Raw genomic sequence first — 16,968 nt, 5'->3', positions numbered from 1 at the left:
GATAAACAGATTCACTACAGGATATTGGGTATTACCTTGGTCAATACAGTAGCCGACATTGCCCCGCCAGTGGCGACCCGTCTACAACCGGGTTCGCCAGGCTGTCAGGCTAACTGCCGATACCCTTCTTGCAGGGGGGGCGGGGCGCAGCGTTGTTGCATGAAGCGTTGTGCGATGAAGTCTACGCTCAGTTCGATCACCCGACGGTATTGCAGGTCGACGGTGATCATGTGATAGCAGTCATCCAGCAACACTTTGACCACCGGCCCGCCGAGCTTGCGTTCGACGTAATCGGCGTTCCAGCGACTGGTGATGTCGTCTTCGATGGAGTGCACCACCAACGCAGGCGTGGTGATCGACGGCATGCGTTTTTTCACGACGGCGTTCAGACGATGCAATTCGCGCACTGTGACGCCTTCCATGGTCAGCAAACCGGCTTGGCTGCTTTCGCCTTCCTTCATCTGACGCTCGACGATCGCCCGCAGGCGTTCGTTCTTGATGCCGTAAGGGGGTTTTTCTTCGAAGCTGCACAGGTTCACGCCGAACGGGATTCTCATCAGCAACGGCGTGAGGAACGCCAGTTTGTGGATGCTCCAGCCGTCGTAGCGCAGGGTGGTCGAATACAGCATCAACCCTTCGATTTGCCCCGGATGCTCGGCGGCCATGTACATCGACAGGACTGCGCCCATGGACAAGCCACCGACGAATACCCGCTCGTGCTTGCGCCGTACACCGACGAACGTGTTGCGGGCGCTCTCATACCAGTCGCGCCAGCCAGTGGCTTGCAGGTCGGCGTTGCCACCGCAGTGCCCGGCCAGGGTGGGCACGTAGACCGTGTGCCCGGCTTTCGCCAGGCCCATGGCCACCCGACGGAGTTCCGTCGGGGTGCCGGTGAGGCCGTGGATCAACAGCACCGCGACCTCCCCTGTGCCGAGAACGAAACCGGCGTTGCCTTCGCCAAGATCGATCTCGTCGTGATTCATCGCTTCATGGCCCGGTGCAGCAGACGGTCGAGCAGGGCCAGGCCGAGGTCGATTTCCGGATAGCTGATTTCCAGCGACGGCGCCAAAGTGATCACGTTCTTGTAGTAACCGCCCACGTCGAGGATCAGGCCCAGGCGCTTGCCGTCGATTTCGATGTCGCCCTTCATGCCTTCGTCGACCATGAAGTCCAGGGTGGCCTTGTCCGGAGTGAAGCCATCCGGGCCACAGATTTCGCAGCGCAGCGCCAGGCCCAGGCCATCGACATCGCCGATGATCGGGTAGCGTTTTTGCAGTTCTTTCAGGCCTTCCAGGAAGTATTTGCCCTTGGCCATTACCATCGCGCCGTAATCGACTTCGCTGGTCATTTTGAACATTTCCAGGCCCACCGCGGTGCCCAACGGGTTGGACGCGAAGGTGGAGTGAGTCGAACCTGGCGGGAAGATTTTCGGGTTGATCAATTCTTCTTTAGCCCAGATGCCGCCCAGTGGGTTCAGGCCGTTGGTCAGCGCTTTACCGAAGACGATCACGTCAGGTTTGACGTCGAAGTGCTCGATCGACCACAGCTTGCCGGTACGCCAGAAGCCCATCTGGATTTCATCGACGACCATCAAGATGCCGTGCTGATCCAGCACGTGCTTGAGTTCGCTGTAGAAGTTCATCGGCGGAATTACGTAGCCGCCGGTGCCCTGAATCGGCTCGACGTAGAACGCGGCATATTCGCTCTGGCCGACTTTCGGGTCCCAGACGCCGTTGTATTCGGTCTCGAACAAGCGGGCGAATTGCTGCACGCAATGGCTGCCGTACTCTTCCTTGGTCATGCCTTTCGGGCCGCGGAAGTGGTAAGGGAACGGAATGAAATTGGCACGTTCGCCGAAGTGGCCGTAGCGGCGGCGATAGCGGTAGCTGGAGGTGATCGACGAGGCGCCGAGAGTCCGGCCGTGGTAACCGCCCTCGAAGGCGAACATCAGGCTTTTGCCGTTGCTGGCGTTGCGCACGACTTTCAGCGAGTCCTCGATGGACTGCGAACCGCCGACGTTGAAGTGCACGCGACCGTCGAGGCCGAATTTTTTCTTGGCGTCTACGGCGATCATTTCCGACAGTTCGATTTTGCCTTTGTGCAGGTATTGGCTGGCGATCTGCGGCAGGGTATCGATCTGCTGTTTCAGCGCGTTGTTCAGGCGCGGGTTGGCGTAACCGAAGTTGACTGCCGAGTACCACATTTGCAGGTCGAGGTAAGCCTGGTCTTCGGTGTCCCAGACGTAGGAGCCTTCGCAACGGCTGAAAATACGCGGCGGATCGATGTAGTGAACGGTGTCGCCGTAGGAGCAGTACTTGGCTTCTTTGTCCAGAAGCACCTGGTCTTCGGGAGTCGCAATTCGGATATCAGACATGATTGAAGAGTTCCTGATTGTTTGACGCGTAGTCAGAAGAGGTTTCAAGCGCGAAAGCGGTAGCGTTGGCTGCGCGGCCGGCCGGCAGTTGGGCCAGCAGGGCCGGAATCTCGGCGAAGCTGTCGAAGCGGGCGAAGGCAATGCCGTTACGCTCGCAGTGTTCGGCCAGGCGATCCTTGGCGAACACGAAGTCAGCGGAGGAGGCCACGCACATGTCGGACTGACCGTCGCCGATCACCAACACGCGTTTGGTCTTGGGCGTGGACTTGCACTTGCAGTTGCCGGAAGCGGCGCGGCAGGCGTCGCTGGAGTACGGAAAGTCGATGCGCCAGCTATCGTGATCGAGTTGACGCAAGCGGTTGGCGAGGATCGGCAACAGGGTCACGTAGTTGCGCGCGAGGATCCGCGCAATACCTTGTTCGATGCCGTCGCTGACCACTTCCAGGGACGCGCCGAGGCCGATCACGTGATCGACGAAGTCGGGGAAGTCCGGGTCGATTTCGATCGTGTCGAAAAAGGCGAGCAGTTCGGTCGGCGTGGCCTTGACCAGCGAGAGCTGGCGGCTGAGGCATTCACGAGAGCCAATGTCACCTTGCAGCCACTCATCTTCGATCGCTTCCCAACTGGGGTCGGCGAAACGCTGGAGGATGCTGTCGATCACGTCGGTGCGGGTGATGGTCCCGTCGAAATCACAAACGATATGCCAATCATTCATCTGCATTACCTATTGAGCAGTGCGCGCTGTTTGCGCTTGCCAAGCGGGTAGAGCAGGGACTGTGCCAACCCTGTTCGGCCCAGTATTCGCGGGGGTGTGGTAGGGAAATGTGTCGGGCAAGCTACAATTTTTGTAGCTTGCTACAAACAACATGAGTGATTGCGTATAACGGGCAAACCGAGGATTGATGCGCGCATGTTCAGATAAGGAATGCCTCATGTTGAGGATTACAGTTGTTCTATGCGCGGCGCTGACCAGCCTGTCGGCTCATGTGATGGCCGAAGGCATCACGGGGGAAGCGGGTTTGGGCCTGAGTTATCAGCCGCACGATCCGACCGGCAGCCGCTATGAAACCCGGCCGGTGCCGTATCTGGATCTGGATTGGGGTGATGTCAGCCTCAGCACTGATGACGGGTTGACCTGGAGTGCCTTGAAAACCAATGGCTTCAGCGCCGGGCCGTTACTGAATTACCTGCCGGGGCGCACCGCCAACGGCGATTTGCAGGGCTTGCACGACGTGCCGGACATGGGCGTCGTCGGTGGGTTCGTGCAGTACGCGCCGGCTGATTTCTGGCGGGTGTTTGCCACGTTGGGCGAGGCCATCGGCGGGCCGGAGGGCGTGGTCGGGCGCTTGGGTGGCGAGATTGGTTATCCGCTCGGTGGCGGTGTGATCGGCAGCACTAACCTGACCGCGCACTATGCCGATGCCCAGCAGAATCAGGCGTTTTACGGTGTCGGCGCCCACGCGTCGCGGGCCTCGGGCATTGCCCGTTATAACGCCAGTGGCGGTTTTCAGAATGTCGCGCTGACCCAGAGCTTCGAGTTTCCGTTGACCCCGCAGTGGTCACTGGTGACCAGCGCCAGCTGGATTCACCTGACCGGCTCGGCGGCGGACAGCAGCATCGTCAAAGCGGTCGGCGATACCAATCAGGGAGAGGTGCAGGCGGCGGTGGCTTACAAGTTCAAGTAGAAATTCGATGATCGTTCCCACGCTCTGCGTGGGAATGCCTATAGGGACGCTCCGCGTCCAGTGACGCAGAGCGTCACGGGCTGCATTCCCACGCGGAGCGTGGGAACGCTCCGGGTCAGGTTTCTTCACCCTCGGCCAACAACGCAATCCCGCCAATAATCACCGCCACGCCCACCCAGTGCAGCAGGCTGATGTGTTCGCCCAGCCCCAGCCACGAACCCAACAACACCCCGACAAATACCAATGAGCTGAGCGGAAACGCCAGGGACAGACTGCTGCGGCGCAAAATCAGCATCCACACAAAGAACGCACCGATGCCGCAACCCACCGCAAACAGTACGCCTGGGGCGACCACGACCGACTGCAACCATTGCAAGGTGAAGGTCATTTGGCCGATTTGATCGCCGCCCACCTTGGTCGCGATTTGCCCGGCACTTTCCAGAAGAATCAACAGCGCCCAAAGCACTACAGTGCCGAATCGCCCGTGCAGCCAATCCATCGAAAGGTTCCTTTTGCTGATCAATTGAGCGTCAGGCATGGCCGGCACACACGAGCATCACGCCCACCGTAATCACCAGGGTCGCGAGCCAGCGTCGGCGGCTGACGGTTTCACCGAGCACCACTTTGCCCGCCAGCACCACGCCGCAATAGGCCAAGGCGCCAGCGGGGAACAACAGGCTCAGAGGCGCTCGGGACAAGGCTTCGAGCCAGACAAAAAATTCCAGCGCATAGGCGCCGATACCGGCCCACAGCAGCGGAGCGTTGAACACTTGGCCCCAGAATGCGTTCAGCCGGAAACCGCCTTCCAGTTCTGGCAGTCGGTCCAGTCCGAGCTTGAAGCAGAGCTGGCCGATGACGTCCAGCACGATGGAAAAGGCGACCAGCAGAACGACGGTCAGCGTCAGGTCGGGATCAAAGAAGGTCACGGTCAGGATTCACCCTTTAGCGGGCGCTCTCAGACACCGGGTTCATCACCCATGAAGGCCGGCCGAGAGGGCTTTGAGGGTAAATGCAAGGGCCGGGCCAGCACCTGCTGCGCCGTCCCAGTGTGGGAGCGGGCTTGCTCGCGAAGAGGCCGGCACATTCAATATTGATGTCGACTGACACGACGCCTTCGCGAGCAAGCCCGCTCCCACAGGGGAATTGGCGTTGCTCAGGCGTGAAGGCGAACCCAAACCGAAACGAGCACGGTCGCGGCGATCAACCAACCTACGGCCGCTACCGCTAACGAAGCCTCCAGGCGCATGCGGTCGACCATCACGTACAGCGTCGCCAGATACACAAAGTATGGAATGATCGACCACATCCCGAACACGATGGTGGTCTTGAGGTCATCCAGCGAACGTCCCTTGCCGACGATGTAATGCGCGATCAGCGCAAAGGTCGGAAACAGCGGTACCAGGCCTGCGATGTAATAGTTTTTGGTCTTGGCCAGCGCCGCCAGAATGACCACGACCGCTGCACCCAGCGCGGCTTTGAGAAGCAGATCCATCAGTGGCTCAACCCGTATTTTTTGACTTTGTCGAACAGTGTGGTCTTGGCCATTCCCAGTTCAAGGCTGGCCTGAGTCAGGTTGCCGCCGCTGCGCTGCAACGCGTCGCTGAGCAGATTACGTTCAAACGCTTCCACCGCTTCAGCGAAGCCCAGACCCTGATTGCTGCCGCTGGCACCGGACTTCTTGAAGGCCGGCAGGCCCAGGGCAAAGCGCTCGGCGACGTTGCGCAATTCCCGTACGTTGCCCGGCCAGTCGTGGCTCATCAGGTTCGACAGCGTCTGGTTGTCCAGCTCCGGCACCGCGCGGTCGAAGCGCAGGGACGATTGCTGCAGGAAGTGCTCGAACAGTTGCAGGATATCCTCGCGACGTTCGCGCAAGGGTGGCAGTTCGAGGGTCACCACGTTCAGGCGGTAATACAGGTCGCTGCGGAATTCGCCTGCCTTGCTTGATTGGTCCAGGTCGGACTTGGTCGCCGCGATCACCCGGCAATCCACCGCCACGCTCTGGTTCGAACCGAGGCGTTCGAGGGTACGTTCCTGCAACACCCGCAGCAGTTTGATCTGCAAGGGCAGGGGCATGCTTTCCACTTCATCGAGGAACAGCGTGCCGCCGTCAGCGTGTTCGATCTTGCCGATCCGCCGTTTGCCGGCACCGGTGAAGGCGTTGGCTTCATGGCCGAAAATTTCGCTTTCGAACAGGTTCTCCGGCAAGCCGCCGCAATTGAGCGCGACGAACTGCTTGGTGTGGCGGCGACTGAAGTCATGCAGGCAGCGCGCAACCAGTTCCTTGCCGGTGCCGGTCTCGCCCTCGATCAACACGTTGGCCGACGTATCGGCGACGTTGGCGATCAGTTCGCGCAGGTTCTGCATGGCAGGCGAGCGGCCGATGATCCGGCCTTCCAGGGAATCGCGCTCCGCCAGTTGCCGACGCAACGACGATACTTCCCGCGCCAGGCTGCGTTGCTCCAGTGCGCGGCGCGCCACATCCACCAGACGTTCCGGGGAGAAGGGTTTCTCCATGAAGTCATAGGCACCTTTCTGCATCGCGCCCACCGCCATCGAGATATCGCCATGGCCGGTGATCAGCACCACCGGCAGGCTGCGATCGCGGGCCTTGAGCCGGGTCAGCAGTTCCAGGCCGTCGATGCCTGGCAGGCGGATGTCGCTGATGACGATGCCGGCAAAGTCGTCGCCGACCCGCTCCAGCGCTTCTTCGGCGCTGCCCACGCCCACGCACGGAATGTCTTCGAGGGTCAGCGCCTGTTGGCAGCCGAGCAGCACATGGGGGTCGTCTTCGACGATCAGCACACTAAGGTCGTTGTTCATATTGGCTCGGCGGGAGTGGGGCTTACCAACGGTAAACTGAGGACGAAGGTGGTACCACCGCTGGCCGGGTGTTCGACACCCAGGTGCCCGCCAGTGGCGGCGGCCAAGCTGGCGGACAGGGTCAGGCCGAGGCCCAGGCCCTGTTCGCCGGGCTTGGTGGTAAAGAACGGTTCGAACAAATGCTTGCGCGCTTCGGCGTCGATACCGTGGCCGTTGTCGCGAACGCGCAGACGGTATTTACCATCGAATTCTTCGCCTTCCAGCCACAACTCCGGCAGCGGTTGGGCCTGCATGGCGTCGAGGGCGTTGCCGATCAGGTTGACCAGAATCTGCTCCAGGCGCGTCTGGTCGATGCACACCTGCACATCGTCGAATTCGCGATGCACTTGCACAGGGGCACTTTCCATGCGGCCGCCGAGCAGTTGCAGCGCCGCGTCCACCGCTTTGCCCAGGCAGGCCTGGCTCTTGTCGTCACCACGGCGGGCAAAGGACCGCAGGCTGGCGGTGATTCGGCCCATGCGGTCGATCAATTCGTTGATGGTCTTGAGGTTGGTGCTGGCGACGTCCAGTTGACCGCGTTCCAGAAAACGCACCGTGTTGCCGGACAACGTGCGCAGCGCCGCCAGTGGCTGGTTCAGTTCATGGGCGATGCTGGTCGACATCTGGCCGATGGCCGCGAGTTTTCCAGCCTGCACCAGTTCATCCTGGGCGCGGCGCAACGTCTCTTCGGCCAGTCGCCGTTCGCGGATCTGGCTCTTGAGCCGTTCGTTGCTGGCGCGCAGGTCAGTGGTGCGTTCGGTAATCCGACGCTCCAGTTGATTGTTGGCTTCCTGCAAGGCTTCGCGGGCCGCGAGGCGGGTGGCGATGACCTTGCGCCGTTCGTTCCAGGCGATCAGCAGGAATGCCACGAGGGCAAATGCGACGGCCACCAGAATCCCCTGATTGATCGCTTCGCGACGCAAATCCTGGAGCGGCGTGAGCAGGGTGAAATTCCACGGGGTGTCACTCAAGGGGCGGGTTTGCGAGAGGTAGCTGATGTCCTCCTGGTCGGATTCCACTTCGCTGTTGGCGGGGAAGGTCAGTTTTTCCTCGCCTTCTGCCAGTTTTTCCCGGGCCAGCGGTTGCAGTTCGTTCAGCGGGAACCAGTAGTACTGAAGGCTGCGGGCGAGTTTTTCCTTGGTTTCGTCGCTCAACGGGACAACTGACTTCAGACGCCGTGCCGGATCGCTGGAGAGAATGATGATGCCGTTCTCGTCACTGACGAAGGCTTCCAGGCGTGCGCGCTGCCAGCGTTCTTCCATGGCTTCGAGGCGGACTTTGACTACCGCGACGCCGATGATCTTGCCGTGTTCTTCCAGGCCGTGAGCCAGGTAGTAACCGGGTTCGCCGCTGGTGCTGCCGATGCCGTAGAAGCGTCCCGGCTGACCGCGCACGGCGTTCTGGAAATAAGCGCGAAAGGACAGGTCTTCACCCAGGTAACTGTCGACATCGCGCCAGTTGCTGGTGGCCATCACGCGACCGGTGGTGTCCATCACATAGATAGCCCGACTGCGACTGCGCCGGTTCAGGCCTTCAAGGTAATCATTGACCGTTTGCCGGTGCTCGGGCGTTGGGTCGGCCAGCAGCGCTGAAACACTCGATTCGAGTTCCAGCAGGCTGGGCAGGTAGGTGTATTTGCTGATCTCGCTCTCGACGGCGCGGGCGTGCAGTTCGAGCTGACGCTGACCGTTTTCGCTGAGACTACGGATCCCGTAGTGCTCACTGACCCAGAAGCCGATGTAACCCAGTCCGATCATCAGGGCGATGATCAGCGGCGGCAGGAACAACTGGCGAATCAGACGGGGTTTCACGGCGAGTGATGGCGGCGCTGCGCGATAGAGAGTGGGGTCGCATTTCATCACAGATGCCTTGGGTCAACCACAACACAAATCTCCAGACCACCACCGATCCAGTGTGGGAGCGGGCTTGCTCGCGAAGAGGTCGTTATGTTCAACAGTGATGTTGGCTGACACACCGCTTTCGCGAGCAAGCCCGCTCCCACATTTGGGGAGCGGTGCCTTTCTTAGTGCTGCAGAATCTTGTTGAGGAAATGCTGTGTACGTTCGGCACGGGCGGTGATATCGCCGAAGAACTCTTCTTTCTTGCAGTCTTCGATGATTTTGCCTGCGTCCATGAAGATCACCCGGTCGGCCACTTTACGGGCGAAGCCCATTTCGTGGGTTACGCACATCATGGTCATGCCTTCGTGGGCCAGTTGCACCATCACGTCGAGCACTTCGTTGACCATTTCCGGGTCCAGCGCCGAGGTCGGTTCGTCGAACAGCATGACGATCGGGTCCATCGCCAGCGCACGGGCAATCGCCACACGCTGTTGCTGACCACCGGAAAGCTGGCCCGGATGTTTGTGCGCATGGGCAGACAGCCCGACGCGCTCAAGCAGTTGCAGGCCTTTCTTGGTGGCTTCTTCCTTGCTGCGGCCCAACACCTTGATCTGCGCGATGGTCAGGTTTTCGGTGATGGTCAGGTGCGGGAACAGTTCGAAATGCTGGAACACCATGCCCACGCGCGAACGCAGTTTCGGCAGGTTGGTCTTCGGGTCGGCGATGGAAGTGCCGTCGACCACGATGTCACCTTTCTGGAACGGTTCCAGGGCGTTGACGCATTTGATCAGCGTGGATTTACCGGAACCGGACGGCCCGCACACCACAATCACCTCGCCTTTTTTGACCTCGGTGCTGCAATCAGTCAGTACCTGGAAGTCCCCATACCACTTGTTGACGTTCTTGATAGAGATCATACGGCGAACCTTTTTTGCAGACGCTTGACCAGCTGCGAGGCGGCAAAGCTGATGATGAAGTAGGTGAAACCGGCGAAGACCAGGAACTCATTGGAGCGGCCGATGATGTCGCCACTGGCACGCGAAGCATTGAGGAAGTCCACCAGGCCGACCGCATAGACCAGCGAAGTGTCCTGGAACAGGATGATGCTCTGTTGCAGCAGCAACGGGGTCATTTTGCGGAACGCTTGCGGCAGGATGATCAAACGCATCATCTGCCCATAGTTCATGCCCAGCGCCTGGGCGGCACCCATCTGGCCCTTGGGAATCGACTGCACGCCGGCCCGGACGATTTCGCAGAAGTACGCGGCTTCGAACATCATGAAGGCCACGATGCAGGACGCGAACGCGCCGATCGGGGTGTCTTCGCCGGTGATCCAGCGCAGCACGAACGGCACCGCCAGGTAGAACCAGGTGATGACCAGCAGCAGCGGGATGGAACGGAAGTAGTTAACGTATGCGCCGGCAAGGTTCGACAGCAGTTTGCTGTGGGACAGACGGCACAGCGCCAGGATGGTGCCGAGGATGATCCCGCCGATCACGCCCAAGGCCATCAGCTGCAGGGTCATGACCATGCCGTTCCACAAACCCGGCAGGGACGGGATGATGCCCGAGAAGTCGAATTCCATCATTTACCCCCTACGGAGATCAGGCCCGGTACGGCGACTTTCTTCTCGACCAGACGCATCAGCAGCATCAGGCTCATGTTCAGGGTGAAATAGATCAGGGTCGCCAGGGTGAACGCCTCGAACAGGTTGGCAGAGAACTCGGCAGTCTGTTTGGTCTGCGCGAGCAACTCCATCAGACCGATCAGCGAGGCCACGGACGTGTTCTTGAACACGTTGAGGAATTCCGAGGTGAGCGGCGGAATGATGATCCGGTAGGCCTGGGGCAGCAGCACGTTCCAGTAGATCTGCGGCAGCTTGAAACCCATGGCGCGAGCGGCGGATTCCTGGCCGCGCGGCAACGCCTGGATACCGGTGCGTACTTGTTCACAAACGCGAGCAGTGGTGAACAGGCCCAGGCAGACGACGACGCTGAGGAAAGCCGAAGTGGTCGGGTTGAGGTCCTGTTTGTACCAGTCCTGCAGGTTTTGCGGCAGCAGATCGGGCACCAGGAAGTACCAGATGAACAGCTGAACCAGCAGTGGCACGTTACGGAAGAGTTCGACGTAGCAGGTCGCGATGCCCGATACGATGCGGTTCGGCACGGTGCGCATGACGCCCAGAACCGAGCCCAGTGTCAGGGCAATGATCCAGGCCACGATGGCGATGGCAATGGTCCAGCCCAAACCGGAGATGTACCAGTCGAGATACGTCTCGCTGCCCACGCCGGTGGACTTGAAGAACACGCCCCAGTCCCAGTTGTAATTCATTAGGGTCTCCCCTCAGATCGATCGATGTACAAGTGCCCGCCTGGGGAAGCTCCGTTCCCGCCCTGATCGTGAAGATCGGGCACACACGAGCGGCTCGACAGCCACCGGTTCGAGTGTTTCCAAAAATGCCAGCAGGGAGTGACCACCTCCCGAAAGGGCAACGGCCCTTTCAGGAGGTAAGGTTAGTCAGAAATCAGGACTTCTTGTCGTCAGCCGCTTTGTCGGTCGGGTTGGCGATCAGTGCCTTGAGCTCGTCGCTCATCGGGAAGTTCAGGTTCAGGCCTTTTGGTGGAATTGGCTGCATGAACCACTTGTCGTAGATCTTGTTGATCTCGCCCGATTTGTAGGTCGCGATAATCGCGTCATCCACAGCCTTCTTGAACGGTGCGTCGCCCTTGCGGACCATGCAGCCGTAGATTTCGTAGGACTGTGGTGTACCGGTGACGGCCCAGTCATCGGCTTTCTTGGCCTTGGCTGCTTCGCCGGCCAGCAAGGCGTCATCCATCATGAACGCAACGGCACGACCCGATTCCAGCATCTGGAAGGACTCGCCGTGGTCTTTGGCGGAGATGACGTTCATGCCCATCTGCTTGTCGGCATTCATCGACTTGAGGAGGCGCTCGGACGTGGTGCCCGCGGTGGTCACGACGTTCTTGCCCTTGAGGTCGTCGAAGTCCTTGTACGCGGAGCCTTTCTTGGTCAGCAGACGGGTGCCGATTTCGAAAATGCCGACGGAGAAGTCAACTTGTTGCTGACGTTCCACGTTGTTGGTGGTGGAGCCACACTCGACGTCCACGGTGCCGTTCTGCACCAGCGGGATACGGGTTTGCGAAGTCACCAGGTTGTATTTGACCTGGAGGTTGGGCATGTCCAGGTCTTTCTTGATGGCTTCGACGATTTTCATCTGGATATCGTGGGAGTAGCCCATCGGCTTGCCAGTGGCGTCCGCGATATAGGAAAACGGAATGGAAGCGTCACGATGCCCGAGGGTGATGGTGCCGGACTCTTTGATCTTCTTCAGTGTGCCGGTGAGCTCGGCAGCGAAAACTGGAGTGCTAATCAGAGCGGCAGCAATGGCTGCGCCCAGGAGATGGGGAACGATGCGCATCAAATTTTCCTCGACATTGTTTTTTTTATGGAGCCAGTTCATCGGCCCTTTTGTGCTTCGAATGACCGGCGGCTCTTGAAGAGCGGGGGCAACTGGCATTCGTCCAAGAGTGTAGAGCATGACTCGTGCCAGGCCAGGCGATATAGATCAAGCTATTGATTTATAGGGAGAATAAATATTTATGGCAGGGTTTTTTCCGAAAGATAATCCGGTTAACCGAATCGACTGGTGGGTCGCGTTCGGAAAACCGAATGGTGTTCGGGGCTGCTAACGCCACACCGGCAACAAACCCAGTGAAAAGAGGACATGTGAAACCGCACTGATCAGGCCGAAAAACAACACCAGGGCAATCATGGGTTGGCCTCCCCAGACGCGATACCGCGGGCTGCCAAAGCGTTTGCGTGAGGCTCTGGCCAGCAATGCCGGAGTAATGACGGCCCAGAGGGTCGCCGCCAGACCGGCGAAACCGATGGCATGGATAAACCCTTCGGGCCACAACAACCCGCAGAGCATGGGTGGTAGAAAAGTTGTGGCTGCGGTTTTGAAGCGACCTCGCGGGCTGTCGTCAAAACCCAGCACATCGGCCAGATAATCGAAGAGCCCCAAGGTCACGCCAAGAAAGGAGCAAGCAACGGCGAAGTTGGAAAAAAGTGTGAGAAATACGTCGATTTTTGCGCTGTTGAGCATTGCCCCCAACGCGCTGATCAGTACGTCGATATTGCCGCCACGCTGAGCGATATCCTTGAACCCGTCCCGGGGAATGTTTCCCATGCTGCAAACCATCCAGACAACGTAGAGCCCAAGCGCGATGAGGGTGCCGCTGACCAGGCAGGCACGGATACGCTTCGGGTCTTTGCCGAAGTGTTTCATCAGGCTGGGAAGGTTGCCGTGAAAGCCGAAGGACGTCAGGCAGAAGGGCAGGGTCATCAGCAGGTAAGGAAAGTAGTGGCTATCCGTGGCGTTTCGATTGAGCAGCGTCGCCGGTTGCACATGACCGAGCAGCCCGCCGAAGGTCAGAAAAAACGCGATGATCTTTGCACCAAAGATCAGCGTGGTCACCCGGCTTACCGCTGCCGTGCTCAGCCATACGATGAGCGCGACCGTCAGGGTGAAATACAAGCCCCCGGCACGTGCCGACAGATTCAATCCCAATGATTGGGCGCTGTGATGAATCACCGAGCCGCTGGCCGAGATGTAGGCATAGGTCAGCGTGTACAGGACAAAGACGATGCTCAAGCCATTCAACATATTCCAGCGACGACCCAGCAAGTCTTTGGTGATCGTTGAAAAACTGGCGCCCGGACGATAGTTGAGGTTGGCCTCAAGGATCATCAACCCGGAATGCAAGGTGCAGAACCAGGCAAACACCAAGACCGCGACGGAGCCATAAAACCACAGGCCGGACATGACGACCGGCAGAGAAAACATGCCGGCGCCGACAATGGTGCCACCGATCATCATGGCGCCGCCAAGCACCGAAGGCGACCGTTCGAGTGTGACGGGGGTAGCGGATGAGGTGGAAGAGGACGTAGAAGTGCTGCGCATGGCATGGCCTGCATCTGAATTATTAGAGGGCTGTTCTTTCGGTGGGTTGAGTTGCCGGCCGCGCGTGCGAAAGGATCAGCGCCACTCAGCGTTGCTGATGAATGGCGCCGACAGCGCGTTAGTGCATGGCCAGCAAGCGTGATAATTGAAGGGCTCTCTCCAGCAGCAGGCTGTCCTGACCGGGCAAGCCGTCGAACGAGAGTCCGACCGGCAGCGAGTGTTTTTCCGCTACGGGTACGGTGACACTCGGGGCCGCCAGGTTGCTGGCCGGATCGGTGTTGCGGACGAACGTTTCGAAGTTGCTTTCTGCTTCGCAATCCGTGAGCAACGGTGCCGTGCAGCTAACGGTGGGGTACGCAATCACATCCAGTTGATGGGCATTGAACAGACGGCTGTATTCACGACCCAGCTGCAGTTTGCTCATCAATGCCTGTACATAGTCCTTGTAGGAAATCGCCGGGCTTTCGAGTTGCGCCGTCAGTATTTTCTTGATGCCCGGGTCCTGGATCTGCGCCAGGATGCTCAGGAAATTGTCGCCGCAGCCTTCCTTCATCAAGAAGCGCGGGAAGTCGATAAAGAACTCATAAATTGGCAGCGGAAACTGAATGCTCTCGTTTATTTCCCCGATCAACAGGTCATCGACCGGAACCAGTTCCATGCCTCGATCTGCCAGTACTTCGATCGCCGCGAAGCAATCGTGTCGGACTTTTTCGTCGAGGTCGGCCCAGAAGAATTTTTCCGGTATGCCCACCCGTAGTGGTCTGTTGTCGTCCAGCGCAGCGGGGAGGGCTCCGGTCAAGTGACGGTGGATGAACTGACAGTCTTGCAATGTGCGGGTCAGTAGCCCCGGCGTGTCCTTGGTCTGGGAAACGGGCACGATGCCGTCGACCGGGTAGCAACCCGTGGTGGGGCGAAACCCGACGATCCCGCAGAACGCTGCGGGTATGCGCACCGAACCGCCGGTGTCGGTGCCTACGGCGCAGGGCACCAGACCGGCAGCGACGGCTGCCGCACAACCGCCGCTGCTGCCGCCGGCGCTGTAGCGTTCGTCGACCGGGTTGACCACGGCACCGTGGGTTCGGTTGGCCGACGTCACCCCGAACGAAAGTTCATGCATGTTGTTTTTGCCAACGGCCCTCGCCCCCAGCGTCTTGAAGCGCTCGACAATCCCGGCGTCGGACAACGGGTAGTAAGCGGCCAGCCCCGGCGTTCCTGCGGTGGTCGGCATGCCGCTGACATTGATGTTGTCCTTGAAGGAAACGGGAATGCCATACAGGCCAGCCTCTCGATCCGCGCCGGGGGCGCCCTCGAACGCCGCCGGATCGAACGTGATGAAGCTGTTCAGGTGTTGATGATCAAACTGTTTGTCGCGCAGGGATTGGTGCCAGGTGTCCAGGCAGTGACTGCCACTGCGAAATCCGCTGACAAGTTCTTCAATTGAATGCTGGCTGTACATAAAACAGGTCTCGGCTAGGGGGATAGAGGCTTGCGATGAAGGCATCAGCAATAGCGGTATTGAGCGTGCAGCCCGTCCAATGGATTGTCGGCAATCAAGTCGCCACCCAGACTGCTGATCACCGCACAGGCACCGTTGAGCGCTGTTTGAATGGCGCCTTCCGCCCAGCCACCGGTGAAAGAGCAGCCGCACCCGGCGAGGTACAACCCCGTGTCCTGTTGTGGATCGAGGGCCGTTTTAAATTGGTAGAACAAACGCTCCGAGTAAATATCGTCACCTGGAAAGTTGAGTTTGAAGGCCCCCAGTGAATGCTTGTCGGTCAGCCAGTCATACTCCAGGACGTATCGCTGGTAGTTACCATTGAGCGGTATAAGGTGGCTGGCAAACTCAGGTGCGCTCATGGCCAGTTCATCGACAAGACGCAAGCAGCGTTGAACTTTGTCGGTCATTGAAACCATCTTGTGGGAGTCGTCTTCCCAGGTGTAACTGATCAATACCACGCCCCAGGAGTCAGGGTCCTGCGGCGCGTAATCCAGGCAATACACGCCTTTCACCAGGGTGTCCGTCTGGATGTTCTGTGGCATACCGTGTTTCAACCAGAACTTGTCTTTGGTCAGAATGAACAGCTTGGACGAACCGACCATGTGGGTTTCGTTGATCGCCCGGGCGACATCACGATTCACGAAGGCCTGGTTTTGGGTGAGCTTCATGTTCACTTGCAGCGCCCGGGTTGTAGTCGTGGTGATCACCCGGTCGCAGGCATAGGTCTCACCATTGCTGCCGGCCAGCAGGATTTCACCGTTATCGCCCTTGTTGATGGACTCAATGCGGGTGCGGCAGATTCGGTCGCGCAGTGGCATGCCGTTGAATGACGTATCGGCAATCAACTCCGACAGCGACGAGATGCCCATTGGCACCAATCGTTGATTGACTTCAAGGCCATTGACCACGAGCCTCAGAATCTCGGTAAAGGAGGCGCGGTAAACCGATTGGAAACCGCCCGAGCCAATCCCCAGCGACCCGAATAGATGGAAGTCTTCGGGTTTGCGCCACTGTTGTCCGCCAGGCGGGTTGCTGCCGGTGAAAATCCGCACCATGGCCGAATAGAACGAGCTATCGCCGAAGCAATCCAGATAGCGCTGCCATTCCGGCTGCACTTCCGGGTAGTTGTGTTGCTTCAGTAACTCGGTCAGTAACAACGGTGGCGCCAGGCAGGTGCCGTCATCGAAGGTCACACCCTCTTTCAGAAAGGCGTTCCAGCCCCGGTGGACGGTGCTGAAAATAGCCGGTGGCGGCTGCATGGCGGCCCAGTGATAAGTTTCCCCGCGGTAGTGGATTTCGGTGTCTACGACACCGGGGTCAGGAAACGCTTCAGTGGTTTCGATGCCGAACCGGTTCAGGTAATGAAACAACCCGACCTCGCTGGGAGGAAAACGCATCGCCCCCATTTCGGCGATGAATTGCGGGTGGTCATCGTCAAAGCGTTGGGTCAGCAAGCGACCGCCCAAGTGTTCCTCGGCAGCCTCGAACAGCGTGACCCGGTGGGCGCCGGCGCGGAGTAATTCGTAGGCAGCGACCAGTCCGCTCAGCCCGGCGCCGACAATGCCAATGTGTTTGTCGGCCGCTTCGGGTGGCAAATACCCGATCGCATCAACGGCATTGCGCAAAAACTGGCCGTAGTCGTACAACAGATCGACATACGGAAAAGAACAGGGAAATGTGGCTTCGTCGAAGCCGGTACTCATAACGTTCACGTGTGATTCTCGATA

Annotated in this window: 16 protein-coding genes; 1 reads left to right on the top strand and 15 read right to left on the bottom strand. The window is 59.2% G+C overall.

Going from position 1 to position 16,968, the window contains the following annotated elements:
• Positions 1 to 104 precede the first annotated feature (104 nt).
• The 3 genes from K5K95_RS02685 to K5K95_RS02675 are packed head-to-tail and all read right to left on the bottom strand — an operon-like array spanning position 105 to position 3,089.
• Positions 105 to 983: an alpha/beta hydrolase gene (locus K5K95_RS02685; RefSeq protein WP_222588278.1), complete on the bottom strand. Its 879-nt coding sequence runs from the start codon at positions 981 to 983 to the stop codon at positions 105 to 107.
• Positions 980 to 2,374: an aspartate aminotransferase family protein gene (locus tag K5K95_RS02680; RefSeq protein WP_222588277.1), complete on the bottom strand. Its 1,395-nt coding sequence runs from the start codon at positions 2,372 to 2,374 to the stop codon at positions 980 to 982. Before K5K95_RS02680 ends, K5K95_RS02685 begins: the two co-directional genes overlap by 4 nt.
• Complete coding sequence (locus K5K95_RS02675; RefSeq protein WP_090180650.1) at positions 2,367 to 3,089, bottom strand: MtnX-like HAD-IB family phosphatase; 723 nt, start codon at positions 3,087 to 3,089, stop codon at positions 2,367 to 2,369. Before K5K95_RS02675 ends, K5K95_RS02680 begins: the two co-directional genes overlap by 8 nt.
• A 217-nt stretch (positions 3,090 to 3,306) precedes the next feature.
• On the opposite strand from K5K95_RS02675, the gene K5K95_RS02670 reads away from it, so the two are divergent.
• Positions 3,307 to 4,059 (top strand): MipA/OmpV family protein, encoded by a 753-nt coding sequence (locus tag K5K95_RS02670; RefSeq protein WP_222588276.1) that lies wholly within the window; start codon positions 3,307 to 3,309, stop codon positions 4,057 to 4,059.
• 115 nt (positions 4,060 to 4,174) lie between these two features.
• Here the strand turns inward: K5K95_RS02670 and K5K95_RS02665 are convergent, their stop codons facing one another.
• The 12 genes from K5K95_RS02665 to K5K95_RS02610 form a co-directional block, all read right to left on the bottom strand.
• Positions 4,175 to 4,558: an EamA family transporter gene (locus K5K95_RS02665; RefSeq protein WP_222588275.1), complete on the bottom strand. Its 384-nt coding sequence runs from the start codon at positions 4,556 to 4,558 to the stop codon at positions 4,175 to 4,177.
• A 31-nt stretch (positions 4,559 to 4,589) separates the two neighbouring features.
• Positions 4,590 to 4,964 (bottom strand): transporter, encoded by a 375-nt coding sequence (locus tag K5K95_RS02660; protein ID WP_090188490.1) that lies wholly within the window; start codon positions 4,962 to 4,964, stop codon positions 4,590 to 4,592.
• 248 nt (positions 4,965 to 5,212) lie between these two features.
• Positions 5,213 to 5,551 (bottom strand): GlpM family protein, encoded by a 339-nt coding sequence (locus K5K95_RS02655; protein WP_222588274.1) that lies wholly within the window; start codon positions 5,549 to 5,551, stop codon positions 5,213 to 5,215.
• A complete protein-coding gene (locus K5K95_RS02650) occupies positions 5,551 to 6,831 on the bottom strand; it encodes a sigma-54-dependent transcriptional regulator (protein WP_261398168.1) in 1,281 nt (426 codons plus the stop codon). The genes K5K95_RS02655 and K5K95_RS02650 overlap by 1 nt, the downstream gene beginning before the upstream one ends.
• Positions 6,832 to 6,875: 44 nt before the next feature.
• Positions 6,876 to 8,777, bottom strand: coding sequence for a sensor histidine kinase (locus K5K95_RS02645; RefSeq protein ID WP_222588272.1), 1,902 nt, complete (start codon positions 8,775 to 8,777; stop codon positions 6,876 to 6,878).
• Between the two features lie 164 nt (positions 8,778 to 8,941).
• Positions 8,942 to 9,676 carry an amino acid ABC transporter ATP-binding protein gene (locus K5K95_RS02640; protein ID WP_090180665.1) on the bottom strand — a complete coding sequence of 245 codons (735 nt, stop codon included), beginning with the start codon at positions 9,674 to 9,676 and terminating at the stop codon, positions 8,942 to 8,944.
• Positions 9,673 to 10,344 carry an amino acid ABC transporter permease gene (locus K5K95_RS02635; RefSeq protein WP_222590274.1) on the bottom strand — a complete coding sequence of 224 codons (672 nt, stop codon included), beginning with the start codon at positions 10,342 to 10,344 and terminating at the stop codon, positions 9,673 to 9,675. The genes K5K95_RS02640 and K5K95_RS02635 overlap by 4 nt, the downstream gene beginning before the upstream one ends.
• Positions 10,344 to 11,090, bottom strand: coding sequence for an amino acid ABC transporter permease (locus K5K95_RS02630; protein ID WP_222588271.1), 747 nt, complete (start codon positions 11,088 to 11,090; stop codon positions 10,344 to 10,346). Before K5K95_RS02630 ends, K5K95_RS02635 begins: the two co-directional genes overlap by 1 nt.
• 193 nt (positions 11,091 to 11,283) lie before the next feature.
• Positions 11,284 to 12,198, bottom strand: coding sequence for a glutamate/aspartate ABC transporter substrate-binding protein (locus K5K95_RS02625; protein WP_222588270.1), 915 nt, complete (start codon positions 12,196 to 12,198; stop codon positions 11,284 to 11,286).
• A 267-nt stretch (positions 12,199 to 12,465) separates the two neighbouring features.
• Positions 12,466 to 13,743 (bottom strand): tryptophan permease, encoded by a 1,278-nt coding sequence (gene mtr, locus K5K95_RS02620; protein WP_222588269.1) that lies wholly within the window; start codon positions 13,741 to 13,743, stop codon positions 12,466 to 12,468.
• A 118-nt stretch (positions 13,744 to 13,861) separates the two neighbouring features.
• Positions 13,862 to 15,199, bottom strand: coding sequence for an amidase family protein (locus K5K95_RS02615; RefSeq protein ID WP_222588268.1), 1,338 nt, complete (start codon positions 15,197 to 15,199; stop codon positions 13,862 to 13,864).
• 44 nt (positions 15,200 to 15,243) lie between these two features.
• Positions 15,244 to 16,944, bottom strand: a complete 1,701-nt coding sequence (locus tag K5K95_RS02610; RefSeq protein WP_222590273.1) for an NAD(P)/FAD-dependent oxidoreductase — start codon at positions 16,942 to 16,944, stop codon at positions 15,244 to 15,246.
• Between the last annotated feature and the right edge of the window lie 24 nt (positions 16,945 to 16,968).

This window comes from Pseudomonas sp. DR48 (assembly GCF_019823085.1).
Lineage (GTDB): Bacteria > Pseudomonadota > Gammaproteobacteria > Pseudomonadales > Pseudomonadaceae > Aquipseudomonas.
The sequence above is the reverse complement of the archived record's forward strand: the minus strand, read 5'-3'. Positions and strand labels throughout refer to the sequence as shown.